The following is a 14,060-nucleotide window of genomic DNA, read 5'->3' on the forward strand; positions in this document are numbered from 1 at the left end:
GTCACCCGAAGACGGGCTCGCGACGCGTCGTCGCGTCCTCCACGGTGATCCCGATGATGAGCGATCCGGCGTCGACGACGTCGCGGTCGGCGTGGAATCGGAACAGGCGCCCGTCCCGCGTCGCGACGTCGTACCAGTCGTCGCCCGACGAGGCGACGGTGACGGTGGTGCCACCGGGGTAGGCGGCGATCGCCTCGGCGACCGTGTCGCCCACCCGCACGTCGCCCCGGGCCGGGAGAACCGCCCCCGACTGCGCGGCCTCGTCGAAGGTGCGGTCGTTGCCGACCGTGATCGACGTCACGACCGTGCCGCCCTCGTCCGGCTGGATCAGCATCGACGCGCTCGCGTCCTGGTTGACGACCCGCCACGGCCCCTGCTCGAAGGCGGGCTCGAGCGCCTGCGCCCCCGCCGCGGCCTTCACGGCGTCGTCGATCGGGTCCCCGAGACGGACGGGACCGACACCACCGACCGAGACCGCCCACTCGCTCCAGGGCGCGGAGGCATCGGAGGCGGGTTCCTCCTCCTCCGTCGGCGGGTTCGCCGTGAGCTCGTCGATCAACGCCGCGTGGGCGTCTTCCGCGCGCCACAGGAGCAGCTCGGCGATGGCCTCCCCGTCGATCACCGTGTCGCCGACGACGGGCTGCCAGATCTGCACGAGAACGTTGCCGACGGAGGCGACGGCGGAGAACGTGCGGGCTCCGCCCTCGATCTCGGGGAAGGTCAGGACGCCGGCGTACGCCTGCGCGTTCTCCGAGGCGTCCGGGAGCACGGCGTCGAAGCTCGCCTCGCCGTTGTAGTCGAAGGTGCCGCACTGCTCCGCCGCGGAGCGGAGCTGGTCCATGCGCTTCGCCGCGTGGTCCTCATCGGCGAACTGCAGGACGGACAGGCTGCCGGCACCCCGCTGCGCGTCGTCCGGCACCTTCCACGAGACGGTGCGCGACCCCACGGTCCACAACGATTGCTCGGCGAACAGCGCCGCGCAGATCGCGGGTTCCGGGCTCGGGCCGCCCCCGTCGGAGATCTGCTGCAGGACCGACGACGACGCACCCACCTCGGTGCTTCCGGGCAGGAGCTCCGTGATCTCGTCGGGCGTGAGCAGCAGCATGTCGAGCTCGTCGCCCACGAAGACCGCCGGACCCGTGTACGGAGAGGCACCGGGCCCCTCCGTACCTGTGGGCTCCGGGCCCGTTCCCGGTTCCGGCGCGCACGCCGCGAGCAGAAGCAGAGAACCGGCGGCGATGACCCCGACCGCCGTCGTCGTGAGTGAGCGTGAGCGCGACATATGACCCTCCGATGCAGAACCAAGCGTCGTCCGTCGACGCCCCCTGCGGCGAGCGTAGAGCCTGCGCGCGACGCGGCGGAGAATGACGACCCATGTCGAGATCAGAATGATAAGAAACGCATGCCGCTGTGCGCATACACCCGCGCCTCGGGGCTCAGGACCGGAGCGCGACGCCGAGCTCGGAAGCCGCCGCCGCCCGGGCATCGGCGACCGTGGAGGCCGTGATCGCCGCGAGGGCCGCGCGTCGGCACGCCGCCTCATCGACATCCGCGAGTGCGGCCGCGACCCTGCCGAGCGATCGGGAGGTCATCGACAGCGAGGTGACGCCGAGCCCGACCAGCACCGGCGCGAGCGCCGGATCCCCGCCCGCCTCACCGCAGACCCCCACCGGCTTCCCGACCGCACGGCCCGCGTCGCCCACCGCGCCGATCAGACGCAGGACGGCGGGCTGCCACGGATCGTTCAGATCGCCGAGCTCGCTGAGCAGACGATCCGCCGCCAGCGTGTACTGCGCCAGGTCGTTGGTGCCGAGGCTGACGAAGTCGACGACCTCGAAGAGCTCGGCGGCGAGCAGCGCGGCGGCCGGCGTCTCGATCATGATCCCGACGCGCGCGATCCCTGCCGACCGGCAGCGCTCCGCGAAGTCACGGGCCTCCTCGACCGTCGACACCATCGGGGCCATCACCTCGACCAACGCCGACTCCGCATCGGCCGCGAGCGCGAGCGCCCGCAGCTGCTCGTCGAGGAGCTCCGGGGAACGACGGGCGATGCGGAGACCACGCACGCCCAGCGCCGGGTTCTCCTCGTGGTCGGCGTTCGCGAAGGGCAGCGGCTTGTCGCTGCCCGCGTCGAGCGTGCGCACCACGACCTTGCGTCCGGGGAACGCGGCCAGCACCCCGCGGTAGGCGGCGACCTGCTCCTCGATGCTCGGGGCATCCGCCCGGTCCAGGAAGCAGAACTCGGTGCGGAAGAGCCCGACGCCCTCCGCTCGGGCGGACGCGGCGGAGGCGGCATCCGCCCCTCCCCCGACATTCGCCAGCAGCGGGACGGGGTGTCCGTCGGCGAGCGCACCGGCGCCGTCGAAGGCGACGACGACGGCCGCCGCCCGTGCCTCGGCGATGCGCTCCTCGGGAGGATCCACCTCGACCGTGCCGTGGTCGCCGTCGACGAGCAGCAGAGCGCCCGCGACCACGCCCGTCGCACCGGCGACGCCGACGACCGCCGGCAGGCCGAGGGACCGCGCGATGATGGCGGTGTGCGAGGTCGGCCCGCCCTGCTCGGTGACCAGTCCGACGCACTGCCCGCCCTCGAGCGACGCGGTGTCGGCCGGGGCGAGATCCGTGGCGACCAGCACGAACGGCTCGTCGCGCTCCGGCACACCGGGCAGGTCGACCTCGAGGACCTCGGCGATGATCCGATCCCGCACGTCGCGGATGTCCGCGACTCGCTCCGCCATCCGGCCGCCGAGGGCGCGGAGGCCCTTCTCGTGGACCGCTGCGGCCTCCCACACCGCGCGCGCGGCGCTGCGCCCCTTCGTCTGCACGAGAGCGGTCGCATCCGCGACGAGCTCCGGGTCTGAGGCGAGGAGCCGCGAGGCGTCGAGGATCGCCCTGGCCTCCCCCGTGGCCTGCGCCGTGCGGGAACGCAGCTGATCGGCGACCGCCACCGCCGCCCACTCGATCGCGGAGACCTCGTCAGCGCGGTCCTCCGGGGCGATCACCGTTGCCGGATCGGGCTCAGGAAGCGGAGGGGCGAGATGCACCACGGGCGCCGCGACGCGCCCCGCGCTCACCCCGCGTCCGCGGAGAACGGCACCGGAGGCGATCTCGGCCGGAGCCGCGATCTTCGTCGCGGGCGCGGCAGAGCTCTGCGGCGCGGCGGTGGGACGCCCAGCCGACGCGTCCTCGGTCCCCTCGCCGAATCCGTCGTCGAAGAGCGCGGCCACGCGGGTCAGCGCCGCCTCAGCGTCTGCTCCCCGGGCTGTCAGCTCCACCTCGTCTCCCTGGCGGGCTCCGAGGATCAGCAGTCGGGAGAGGCTCGCGGCAGACGCATCCGGTCCCTCCGGAAGGCGACGCAGCCGCACGTCCGAACCCGCGGCGGCTCGGGCGATCAGCGCCGCCGGGCGCGCGTGGATGCCGAGGGGGTTGCGTACCCGCACCCGACGGACGTGCGCGTCGCCCGCGTCCGCGGTCGTTCCGGTCGAGGCGGTCTCCACAGCATCGGACTCCCCGGGGCTCCCGAGCTGCCCGGTCTTCGCGCCGAGGGCCGCACCGGCCTCCGCCGCCACATCGTCGAGCGAACCGCCCGCGGCCGCCGAGACCACCGCTGCCAAGAGCCCCTCCACGAAGGGAGCGGGGGCGAGGCGCACCGGCACGTCGCTCCCGCGCAGCTCGAGGGCGAGCTCCGCGCTCAGCACGGCGGATCCGAGATCCATGAGCACCAGCACCCCGTCGCAGTCGGCGGCCAGCTCATCGATCGCGCCCGCGACGGCGACGGCATCCGTTCCGAGGATCGGCGCCCCTTCGCCGTCGGTTCCTGCACCGGCGGCGACCTTCACCCGCACATCCCCGCCCTGCACCATCTGCAGGGCAAGCTCCAGCGCCGCCTCCCCGAGTCGTGCACTGTGGGAGACGGCCACGATCCCGATCATCAGGAGCTGCCGGAGATCGCCGCGGAGAGCGTGTCGAACAGGATGGCCGTCGAGGCGGCACCCGGGTCGAGGTGTCCGGCGCTGCGTTCGCCCAGATAGCTCGCCCGGCCCTTGCGGGCCACGAGCGGTTCGGTCGCGTCTCGTCCTGCGGCCGCGGCATCGGCGGCCCGCCGCGCCGACGACGACAGATCGGCGCCTTCGGCGATCGCCGCATCGAGCGCGTCGACCGCGGGTGCCATGGCGTCGAACATCGTCTTGTCGCCGGCCTCGGCCTTGCCGCGGGCGACGATGCCCTCGAGTCCCGCGCGCAACGCGGATGCGAGGCCGGCGGCGTCGAGCTCGTCGACCGCGCCGGCCGTCATCCCCATGCGCAGGAAGAAGGTGCCGTAGAGCGGCCCGCTGGCGCCGCCGACCGAGCTCACGAGCGTCATGCCGACGCTCTTCAGCAGTTCGTCCGCCGTCGCGGGGGCTCCCGCGGCGAGCTTCTCCCCCACCGCGCTCATGCCGCGCGCCATGTTCGCGCCGTGGTCGGCGTCGCCGATCGCCGAGTCCAGCTCCGTGAGCCACTCGCGCTTCTCGGTCACCGCGTCGCGGAAGCGCGAGATCCAGTCGACCAGGGTGTCGGTTCCGATGGTCGCCATCACGCCCCCCACCGCAGACCAGGGGTGTTCACCGGGGCGTCCCACAGGCGCAGCAGCTCGTCGTCGACTTTGAGCACCGTGACGGAGCATCCGGCCATGTCGAGCGAGGTGATGTAGTTGCCGACGAGGTTCCGCACGATCTGCACGCCCGCCTTCTCGAGGAGCGCCGCGACCTCGGCGTACATCAGGTACAGCTCGATCTGCGGTGTCGCCCCCATCCCGTTGACCATCACGATCGCGGGTCCGGCGAAGTCGAGGTCGGCGAGGATCGGCTCGACGAGCTGACGGGCGATGTCGGATGCCGGAGCCAGCGGCTCACGGTGCCGACCCGGCTCGCCGTGGATGCCGATGCCGATCTCCATCTGGTCCTCGGGGAGGTCGAAGGTCGGCTTGCCCGCGGCCGGGACCGTGCAGCTCGTGAGCGCCATGCCCATCGAGCGCCCCTGGCCGTTGACTCGCTTCGCGAGCTCGACCACCGAGGCGAGGTCCTGGCCCTCCTCCGCGGCGGCACCGACGATCTTCTCCAGCAGCACGGTGAGGCCGACGCCGCGACGCCCCGCGGTGTAGAGCGAGTCCTGCACGGCCACGTCGTCGTCGACCACGACGCTGCCGACCTCGATGCCCTCCATCGACGCCAGTTCGGCCGCCATCTCGAAGTTGAGCACGTCGCCGGTGTAGTTCTTCACGATGTGCAGCACCCCGGCACCGCGGTCGACGGCCTTGGTCGCGGCCTGCACGCGGTCGGGCGTGGGCGAGGTGAAGACCTCTCCCGCCACGGCGGCGTCGAGCATGCCCTCGCCGACGAACCCGCCGTGCAGCGGTTCGTGTCCTGATCCGCCGCCGGACACGATGGCGACCTTGCCCTGCGCCTTGGGCGTCGCGCGCGTGATGACGTGGGTCTCGAGGTCGACCGAGAGCTCGGGGTGGGCGAGCGCCACGCCTCTGAGCGATTCGACGAGCACGTCTTCCGGGGCATTGATGAGCTTCTTCACTGCGATCTCCTTTGATCTCTTTCGCGAAAATCGGAAAGCAATTCGTTAATGTCGAATATGCTCGGACCCGGTCGGGTTGTCAAGATCAATCCGGAAGACCAGCACGACGAGCCGGTTCGACGTCGAACCGGAAGAAGGGATGCCCCGTGATCCAGGCGATCGACCGTGCGGCGAAGATCCTCGAGCTGCTCCAGGGCGCGCGCCATCTGGGCATCACCGACCTCGCCGCAGCCCTCAGCCTTCCGCCCTCCACCGTGCACGGCATCGTGAAATCGCTGCGCTCGCACGGCCTCGTCGCGAAGGAGCGCGGCGGACAGCGCTACATGCTGGGCCCCACCCTCCTGCGTCTCAGCAACGTCTACCTCGACACGCTCGACGTGCGCGCGCGGGCGATGCGCTGGACGCAGGAGCTCGCCCGCCGCACCAACCTCTCGGTACGGCTCGGCGCCCCGCACTTCACCGATGTGCTGGTCATCCACCACAACCTCCGCCCCGATGACAGTCAGCAGATGCTGGAGACGGGGGTCGCGATCCCGGCTCACGCCTCGGCGATGGGCAAGGTGCTGCTGGCCTATGACCTCGGGTTCCAGCGGAGCGTTTTCGAGCAGCCGCTGCGCAGCCTCACCGGCGACACGGTGACCGACATCGCACGGCTCACCCTGGAGCTCCCCGCGATCGCCGAGCGCGGGAATGCGGCAGAGTTCGACGAGGCGGTGCTCGGCGAATCCTCGATCGCGGCCCCCATCGCGGATGCCTCGAACGACATCGTCGCAGCCGTGGCGGTGGTGATGCCGACCACGCAGACACCGCCCTCGGATGCCATCCTCGACGCGCTCCGCGAGACGGCCCGCAACATCTCGCGGGAGCTCGGAGCGACGTCCTGGCCGCCGCGCGTCGCCCCCGCGGAGGACTGACCGCGCGAGGCCGTCAGCCGCGCAGGGCCGACAGCCACGAAGGGTCGTCAGCCGCGCAGCGCGAGAGCGAGCGGAAGGACGTCGGTCGCGCCCGCCTGCCGCAGCGCACGAGCGGCGACCGTCATCGTCCACCGGCTGTCGACCAGGTCGTCGACGAGCAGCACAGGGCCGGCAGGCACCTCCAGGTGCTCGGCGCTGAACCGGTCCCAGAGACCGGCGAGGCGGAAGACGCTGTTCCCGCCGGGCTGCCCTGTTGGGCCGCCGCCGACCGGTTCGAGCGCCCCCAGGTACGGCAGGCGGCCGACCTCGGCGATGCCCCGGGCGAGCGAATCCACCAGCAGCGGACGCGAGCGCGACGGCAGGGCGACGACCGCCACCGGCCGCTCGGCCCAGCCCCACCCGGCGAGCACCCGGACGCACGCCTGGAGCAGCGCCGGCGTGACGGCTGCATCCGACGCGCCCGCCGCGAACAGGTCACGCAGCGTGTTCCCCCATCCCAGGTCGGTGAGACGCGCGAGCGCCCGCCCCTCCCCGGCCTGCTCGTCGGCGGCGATGCGGCCCTTGAGCGGCACCCCGAGCCGGTCGGCTCCCGTCGGCCAGGCCCGTCGGGGCTCGATCGGAACCCCGACCCGATCGAGCGACTCCGCGGCCTGCGTGCTCGCCGCCGTCCCGATCTCGCGCGGGAACCACCCGCCCGCGCAGTTGTCGCATCTCCCGCACGGCGCGGCCGTGTCGTCGTCGAGCGAGCGCTGCAGGAACTCCATCCGGCATCCGTCGGTCTGCTCGTACTCGATCATGTGCTGCTGCTCGGCGACGCGCTCGGCGGCGATCCGCTCGTAGCGCTCGGCATCGTAGGTCCACGGCTCGCCGGTCGCGACCCAGCCGCCCTGCACGCGCCGCACTGCCCCGTCGACATCGAGCACCTTCAGCAGCAGCTCGAGCGGCGTCCGCCGGATGTCGACCATCGCCTCGAGCGCCGGCGTCGAGATCGGCGTATCGCCGAGGGCGCCGATCACCCGCTCGGCGCGCTCCCTGTCAGGCATGGACGCGGTCGCGAAGTAGTGCCAGATGTCGCGGTCTTCCACCCCGGGCAGCAGCAGAACGTCGGCGCTCTCGCTCGCACGACCGGCACGACCCACCTGCTGGTAGTACGCCACGGGAGACGAGGGCGCGCCCAGGTGCAGCACGAAGCCCAGATCGGGCTTGTCGAAGCCCATGCCCAGAGCGCTGGTCGCGACGAGCGCCTTGACCTCGTTGCGCTTCAGCATCCCCTCCGACTCGGCGCGCTCCTCGGTGTCTGTCTGCCCGGTGTACGCCCGCACGTCGTGGCCGTGGTCGCGCAGCAGCCGGGCGGTGTCGACGGCCGCGGCGACGGTCAGCGTGTAGATGATGCCGGAACCGGGCAGGTCATCGAGATGGCTCAGCAGCCAGGCCAGGCGGCTCGCCGAATCGCGCAGCCGCAGCACGCCCAGCCGCAGCGAGGTGCGCGCGAGGGGGCCCCGGATCGTGAGCACCGGCGCGGCGGCTGCGGCGGCCTCCCCCGTGCCCTCGCTCAGACTGCCGAGCTGCTCGGCCACATCGGCCACGACCCGGCTGTTCGCGGTCGCCGTCGTCGCGAGCACGGGCACGTCGGCCGGCATCTGGGCGATGAGGTCGCGCAGCCGGCGGTAGTCGGGACGGAAGTCGTGTCCCCAGTCGCTGATGCAGTGCGCCTCGTCGACGACCAGCATGCCGATGCGCCGGACCAGTGCCGGCAGCTGCTCCTCGCGGAACGCGGGGTTGTTCAGCCGCTCGGGCGAGACCAGCAGCACGTCGACCTCGTCGCGGTCGAGCTGCGCGAGCACGTCGGTCCACTCGTGCGCGTTCGTGGAGTTGATGGCGACCGCGCGCACCCCGGCGCGCTCGGCGGCGGCGATCTGGTCGCGCATGAGCGCCAGCAGGGGCGACACGAGCACGGTCGGCCCGGCGCCCTGCCGCCGCAGCAGAAGCGTCGCGACGAAGTAGACCGCCGACTTGCCCCAGCCGGTGCGCTGCACCACGAGCGCGCGGCGGCGCCCCTCGACCAGCGCCTCGATCGCCTCGTACTGTCCGTCGTGGAAGTCGGCGTCGGGGCGGCCGACGAGCTCGCGCAGTGCGGCGAGCGCGGCCTCGCGGGTGTCGACGGGAGAGGGGGAGGTCATGCCCCCACTCTGCCTCACGCCACCGACACCTCGCGGCCGTCATCCACAGGCTCGACCGCGCCCGCGCCCGCGCCCGGGATCCCGGCATCCGGCATCCGGGCCCGACTTGTCGGATGAAAACACAGATGCAGGTTCACAACACCTCTCCGGACCTGCATCCGTACTCTCAACCTGCAGATGTGTCGATCCCGGGCCGCAGATCGCGCCTAGCGTAGGAGCATGATCACCCGCGAACTCGCCGTCGCCCTGCGGGATGCCGGCATCGGCTGGCACCCGGCCGAAGGCGACCGCTTCCAGCTCGACCTGCCGGACGAGGTGGAGCTCGAGGCGGAGGCCGACGTCTTCACGGTCAGCGAGATGACGATCGAGGCGCGCCAGACGCCGAGCGGCACCGATCTCGCGTTCAACGGCACGACGGAATGGGCGCTCGACGCCGTGACTCTCGCGGACGCGGTCTGGCTGCCGCGCGAGGACCAGCTGCGCGACCTGCTCCGCGGCACTTTCCGCTCGCTCGTGCGTCTCGACGACACCTTCCGCGTGGACATCGAGCTCGCCGGGAACGGCCTCTCGTTCGAGCATCCGGACCCGGCCGAGGCGTACGGTCGGGCCCTCCTGGAACTGATCTCGCGCTCGCACTGACACCCGCCTTGAAGAGGGGCGGCCTTCTGTGTCAGAATAACCTAACGATCGGTCAGTAAAGATGCTGAATGAGGAGCGACGATGACCAGCCCCGCAGACCTCTCCCTCGTCACGAGCGAGATCTCGGACGAGGAGCGCGTGTTCGACGAGCTCATCGCGAACGAGCAGCGCATCGAACCCCGCGACTGGATGCCCGACGCGTACCGCAAGACGCTCATCCGGCAGATCTCCCAGCACGCGCACTCCGAGATCATCGGGATGCAGCCGGAGGGCAACTGGATCACTCGGGCGCCAAGCCTCAAGCGCAAGGCGATCCTGATGGCCAAGGTGCAGGACGAAGCCGGCCACGGTCTCTACCTCTACTCGGCCGCGCAGACCCTCGGCATCACGCGCGACGAGATGATGGACCAGCTCATCAGCGGCAAGGCCAAGTACTCGTCGATCTTCAACTACCCCACCCCGACCTGGGCCGACATGGGCGCGATCGGCTGGCTCGTCGACGGCGCGGCGATCGTCAACCAGGTGCCGCTGTGCCGTGCGTCGTACGGACCCTACGGCCGCGCCATGGTGCGCGTCTGCAAGGAGGAGTCGTTCCATCAGCGCCAGGGATTCGAGATCCTGCTCAGCCTGATGCAGGGCTCTGAGGAGCAGCGGCAGATGGCGCAGGATGCCGTGAACCGCTGGTACTGGCCGAGCCTGGCGATGTTCGGGCCGCCCGACGAGCAGTCTCCGAACTCCGCTCAGTCGATGAAGTGGAAGATCAAGCGCTTCTCCAACGACGATCTGCGTCAGCGCTTCGTCGGGATGCTGGTGCCGCAGGCCGAGATCCTCGGCGTCACGCTGCCCGACCCCGACCTGCGCTTCGACGAGGAGAGCGGCCAGTACGTGATCGGCGAGATCGACTGGGACGAGTTCTTCGAGGTGCTGCGCGGCAACGGCCCGTGCAACGCCGAGCGTCTCGAGCGCCGGCGGACCGCCCACGAAGAGGGCGCCTGGGTGCGCGAGGCCGCGGCGGAGTACGCCCGCAAGCAGGCCGTCAAGACGAAGGCCGTGGCCTGATGGCGACCCCCGGCGCTGACGAGCGCGAGCCCTGGCCCCTGTGGGAGGTCTTCGTCCGCGCGAATCGTGGCCTGAGCCACGTGCACGTCGGGTCACTCCACGCTCCGGACGCCGAGATGGCGATCCGCAACGCCCGCGACCTCTACACGCGTCGCGGCGAGGGCGTGTCGATCTGGGCCGTTCCGGCCGATGCGATCACCACCAGCGACCCGGATGCGAAGGGCGCGTACTTCGAGAGCCCCGCGGGCAAGAACTACCGGCACGCCGTGTACTACACGGCATCCGAGGGGGTGCCGCACCTGTGAACACGCCAGACCCGGTCGTTGAGCGAGCGGAGCGAGACGAAACGCACGACATCCACGGCGACGTGACCGTCGACGCGCTGCAGCTCAGCGATGAGCTCTCCGGCACAGGCGCGATCGCCGCGTCCGCCGACATCGCCGAGTACGCGCTCCGCCTCGGCGACGACGCGCTGATCCTCTCGCAGCAGCTCGGCGCCTGGATCTCCCGCGCACCCGAGCTCGAGGAAGACGTGGCGCTCGGCAACATCGCCCTCGATCTACTCGGCCATGCCCGCTCGCTCCTGCACTACGCAGGCTCCTATGACGGCCGGAGCGAAGACGACCTCGCGTTCTTCCGCGACGAGCCCGAGTTCCGGTGCGCCTGGATCGTGCAGCAGCCCAACGGCGATTTCGCGCAGACCATCGCCCGGCAGTTCGTCGTGTCGACGTACATGTTCGAGCTCTACTCGGCGCTGCGGACGAGCAGTGACGAGACGTTCGCGGCGATCGCCGAGAAGTCTCTGAAAGAGGTCGACTACCACCGCGATCACGCCGTGCAGTGGATGCTGCGCCTCGCCGGCGGCACGGAGGAGTCGCGAGCCCGGGTCATCCGCGCGACCGGTGACGTCTGGCCGTACGTCGACGAGCTGTTCCGCGACGACGATCTGATCGACCGGCTGGGCGATGCCGCCGTGCGCCCGTCGAGCCTGCGCGCGGGCTTCGACGGTGTGGTCGACACGGTGTTCGCCGAGGCCGAGTTGGCCGTGCCGCCGGTGGCCGCCTCTTCCGCCGGAGGACGGCGCGGAGCACACGCGACTCCCCTGGGCCATATCCTCGCCGAGATGCAGGTACTCGCGCGTCGGCATCCGGGGGCGTCATGGTGACCCTCACTCCGACGCAGGCGGCATGGCGGATCGCCGCCGCCGTCCCCGACCCCGAGGTTCCCGTCCTCACGATCGAGGACCTCGGGGTGCTCCGCGCGGTCGAGGCCGACGGCGACCGTGTGCGCGTCGACATCACGCCGACGTACAGCGGATGCCCGGCGATGGACACGATCCGCGACGACGTGATCATGTCGCTGACGGCGGCGGGCTTCGCGGAGGTCGACGTGCGCTTCGTCCTCTCCCCCGCCTGGACGACGGACTGGATGACGGATGCCGGCAAGAAGAAGCTCGAGGCCTACGGCATCGCGCCGCCCTCCGGCCGCGCCGCTACGGGGTCCCTGAGGCTGTCGAAGGGCGGCCCGATCCGGCTGTCCTTGAGCGTGCGCTGCCCCCGCTGCGGATCTCTCGACACGCACGAGGTCTCCCGCTTCGGCTCCACCTCCTGCAAGTCCCTGTTCGAGTGCCGCGCCTGCCTCGAGCCCTTCGACCACTTCAAGGTGCACTGATGTCGCTCTTCTCCTCCGCGCGAGCCGCCGCCTCGGCATCCGTCCCGCCGCATCGCTTGCCCGGCGAGCGCACGCGCGCCCGCTTCCACACGCTCACGGTCGAGGACGTGCGTCCGCTCACCGACGACGCCGTCGAGGTGACCTTCACCGTGCCGGCCGAGCTCGCCGACGACTACGACCATCTCCCCGGCCAGTACGTGGCGCTGCGCACGACGCTCGAGGGCACGGAGGTGCGCCGCTCGTACTCGCTGTGCCGAGCTCCCGAGCACCGCACCGACGGCCGGCCGACCCGGCTCAGCGTCGCGGTGAAGCGCGACGAGGGCGGCCTGTTCTCGACCTGGGCGCAGACCGGCCTGCATCCCGGGTTCGAGATCGAGGTGATGAGCCCGCAGGGCACCTTCACGTCGGGCCTCGACGATCTCGATCACAAGCACGTGGTCGGCATCGCCGCGGGCTCCGGCATCACGCCGCTCATGGCGCTCGCACACACGGTGCTCACCCGGTCGACGACCTCGCGCTTCACCCTGCTCTACACGAACCGGTCGACCCTCGACGTGATGTTCCTGGAAGATCTCGCCGATCTCAAGGACCGGTACCCGACCCGCGTGACGCTCCATCATGTGCTCTCGCGGGAGCAGCGGACGGCTCCGGTGCTCTCGGGGCGGATCGACGAGGAGAAGCTGCGGACCATCTTCGCCTCGCTCATCGATCCTGCCGACGTCGACGAGTGGTTCCTGTGCGGGCCCCTCGCGCTGGTGGATCTGTGCCGCGAGGTGCTCGCCGACGTCGGCGTCGCACGCGAGCACATCCGGTTCGAGCTGTTCACCACGGGCGAGGAGCCGCTGCGCACCGCCCGCCCCGTTCAGGTGCGCGCGGGAGCTGCGACATTCCGCATCGAGGTGAATCTCGACGGCGTCTCCTCGACGGTGGAGAGTCCGGTCGACGCGCACGAATCGGTGCTGAATGCGGCGCTGCGCGTGCGTCCCGATGCCCCGTTCGCCTGCGCGGGCGGCGTCTGCGGCACGTGCCGCGCCCGCGTGATCGAGGGCAGCGTGAGCATGACGGAGAACTACGCGCTGGAGCCCGACGAGCTCGAGCGGGGCTACGTGCTCACCTGCCAGTCCCATCCCACCAGCGACCGCGTGGTCGTCGACTACGACGTATGACCGGAGTGCGTCGCCTGGGTCCCTGAGCTTCTCGAAGGGCCCGCCGAGAGGAACCCCATGATCGATCTCACCATCGCCGATGACGTCGCCACGGTCGTGCTGAACGCGCCCGACAAGCTGAATTCCCTCGACGAGCAGGCGCTGCACGGGCTCGACGCCGCGTACGCCGAAGCCGAGTCCGCGGGCGTTCGCGCCCTCGTGCTGCGCGGCGAAGGGCGGGCGTTCTGCGCCGGACGCGACATCTCCGGCGTCGACCCGCGAGAAGACGACGTGATCGGCTACCTCGGCGGACTCGTGACACCGCTGCTGCAGCGCATGTCGCGCTTCCCCGCACCGACGTTCGCGGTCGCGCACGGCGCCTGCCTCGGCGTGGGGCTCGGCCTGCTGATCGCGACGGATGTCGTCTACGTCGCGGAGTCCGCGAAGATCGGCTCGCCGTTCGCCGCGCTCGGGGCGACGCTCGATTCGGGAGGGCACGCGCTCTTCCTCGATCGGCTCGGTGCCCACAAGACCCTCGACCTCATCTACACCGGCCGCCTGATGAGCGGTGCCGAGGCCGTGGCATCCGGTCTGTTCTCGCGGGTCTTCCCCGACGACGAAGTCGTCTCCGCGACGACGGATGCCGCTGCCACCGCCGCACGAGGAGCCACGGCTGCGTTCCTCGCCAGCAAGCAGCTCGTCGCCCGGATCCGCGACGAGCGACTGGCCCTGTGGGACTCGGTCGACATCGAGAACGCCGCGCAGGCCGCGCTCTGCGACTCGGACGACTACCGCGAGGGCTTCACCGCCTTCCAGGAGAAGCGGAAGCCGGAGTTCCGGGGGCGCTGAGCGCATCGGCATCCGCCGGCCGCCGCGCGGGATCAGGC

13 protein-coding genes are annotated in these 14,060 nt (G+C 71.3%); 8 read left to right on the forward strand and 5 right to left on the reverse strand.

Going from position 1 to position 14,060, the window contains the following annotated elements; all coding sequences use genetic code 11:
- Position 1: 1 nt before the first annotated feature.
- From MRBLWH11_RS19060 to dhaK, 4 genes are all read right to left on the reverse strand, one after another.
- Complete coding sequence (locus MRBLWH11_RS19060; protein WP_341945968.1) at positions 2–1,282, reverse strand: sensor domain-containing protein; 1,281 nt, start codon at positions 1,280–1,282, stop codon at positions 2–4.
- Positions 1,283–1,436: 154 nt separating this feature from the next.
- Positions 1,437–3,920 carry a phosphoenolpyruvate--protein phosphotransferase gene (gene ptsP / locus MRBLWH11_RS19065; protein WP_341945969.1) on the reverse strand — a complete coding sequence of 828 codons (2,484 nt, stop codon included), beginning with the start codon at positions 3,918–3,920 and terminating at the stop codon, positions 1,437–1,439.
- A gap of 11 nt (positions 3,921–3,931) precedes the next feature.
- Positions 3,932–4,573 (reverse strand): dihydroxyacetone kinase subunit DhaL, encoded by a 642-nt coding sequence (gene dhaL / locus MRBLWH11_RS19070; protein WP_341945970.1) that lies wholly within the window; start codon positions 4,571–4,573, stop codon positions 3,932–3,934.
- On the reverse strand, positions 4,573–5,565 hold the full coding sequence (dhaK, locus tag MRBLWH11_RS19075) for a dihydroxyacetone kinase subunit DhaK (protein WP_341945971.1): 993 nt from the start codon (positions 5,563–5,565) through the stop codon (positions 4,573–4,575). Before dhaK ends, dhaL begins: the two co-directional genes overlap by 1 nt.
- Positions 5,566–5,711: 146 nt before the next feature.
- On the opposite strand from dhaK, the gene MRBLWH11_RS19080 reads away from it, so the two are divergent.
- Positions 5,712–6,479: an IclR family transcriptional regulator gene (locus tag MRBLWH11_RS19080; RefSeq protein ID WP_116634689.1), complete on the forward strand. Its 768-nt coding sequence runs from the start codon at positions 5,712–5,714 to the stop codon at positions 6,477–6,479.
- Positions 6,480–6,526: 47 nt separating this feature from the next.
- Here the strand turns inward: MRBLWH11_RS19080 and MRBLWH11_RS19085 are convergent, their stop codons facing one another.
- Positions 6,527–8,659 carry a DEAD/DEAH box helicase gene (locus tag MRBLWH11_RS19085; protein WP_341945972.1) on the reverse strand — a complete coding sequence of 711 codons (2,133 nt, stop codon included), beginning with the start codon at positions 8,657–8,659 and terminating at the stop codon, positions 6,527–6,529.
- 219 nt (positions 8,660–8,878) lie between these two features.
- Between MRBLWH11_RS19085 and MRBLWH11_RS19090 the strand changes: the two genes are divergently transcribed.
- From MRBLWH11_RS19090 to MRBLWH11_RS19120, 7 genes are all read left to right on the forward strand, one after another.
- Positions 8,879–9,298, forward strand: coding sequence for a pilus assembly protein CpaE (locus MRBLWH11_RS19090; protein WP_341945973.1), 420 nt, complete (start codon positions 8,879–8,881; stop codon positions 9,296–9,298).
- An 81-nt stretch (positions 9,299–9,379) separates the two neighbouring features.
- Positions 9,380–10,357 (forward strand): 1,2-phenylacetyl-CoA epoxidase subunit PaaA, encoded by a 978-nt coding sequence (paaA, locus tag MRBLWH11_RS19095; protein ID WP_341945974.1) that lies wholly within the window; start codon positions 9,380–9,382, stop codon positions 10,355–10,357.
- The gene (paaB, locus tag MRBLWH11_RS19100) at positions 10,357–10,662 is read left to right on the forward strand and encodes a 1,2-phenylacetyl-CoA epoxidase subunit PaaB (RefSeq protein WP_136056072.1); all 306 of its coding nucleotides are present in this window, start codon (positions 10,357–10,359) and stop codon (positions 10,660–10,662) included. Before paaA ends, paaB begins: the two co-directional genes overlap by 1 nt.
- Positions 10,663–10,724: 62 nt before the next feature.
- The gene (gene paaC / locus MRBLWH11_RS19105; protein WP_341945975.1) at positions 10,725–11,522 is read left to right on the forward strand and encodes a 1,2-phenylacetyl-CoA epoxidase subunit PaaC; all 798 of its coding nucleotides are present in this window, start codon (positions 10,725–10,727) and stop codon (positions 11,520–11,522) included.
- Positions 11,516–12,028 (forward strand): 1,2-phenylacetyl-CoA epoxidase subunit PaaD, encoded by a 513-nt coding sequence (gene paaD / locus MRBLWH11_RS19110; protein ID WP_341945976.1) that lies wholly within the window; start codon positions 11,516–11,518, stop codon positions 12,026–12,028. The genes paaC and paaD overlap by 7 nt, the downstream gene beginning before the upstream one ends.
- Positions 12,028–13,194, forward strand: a complete 1,167-nt coding sequence (gene paaE / locus MRBLWH11_RS19115) for a 1,2-phenylacetyl-CoA epoxidase subunit PaaE (protein WP_341945977.1) — start codon at positions 12,028–12,030, stop codon at positions 13,192–13,194. The genes paaD and paaE overlap by 1 nt, the downstream gene beginning before the upstream one ends.
- A 57-nt stretch (positions 13,195–13,251) precedes the next feature.
- Positions 13,252–14,022 carry an enoyl-CoA hydratase/isomerase family protein gene (locus tag MRBLWH11_RS19120; RefSeq protein WP_341945978.1) on the forward strand — a complete coding sequence of 257 codons (771 nt, stop codon included), beginning with the start codon at positions 13,252–13,254 and terminating at the stop codon, positions 14,020–14,022.
- Positions 14,023–14,060 lie beyond the last annotated feature (38 nt).

Source organism: Microbacterium sp. LWH11-1.2, assembly GCF_038397745.1.
Taxonomy (GTDB): domain Bacteria; phylum Actinomycetota; class Actinomycetes; order Actinomycetales; family Microbacteriaceae; genus Microbacterium.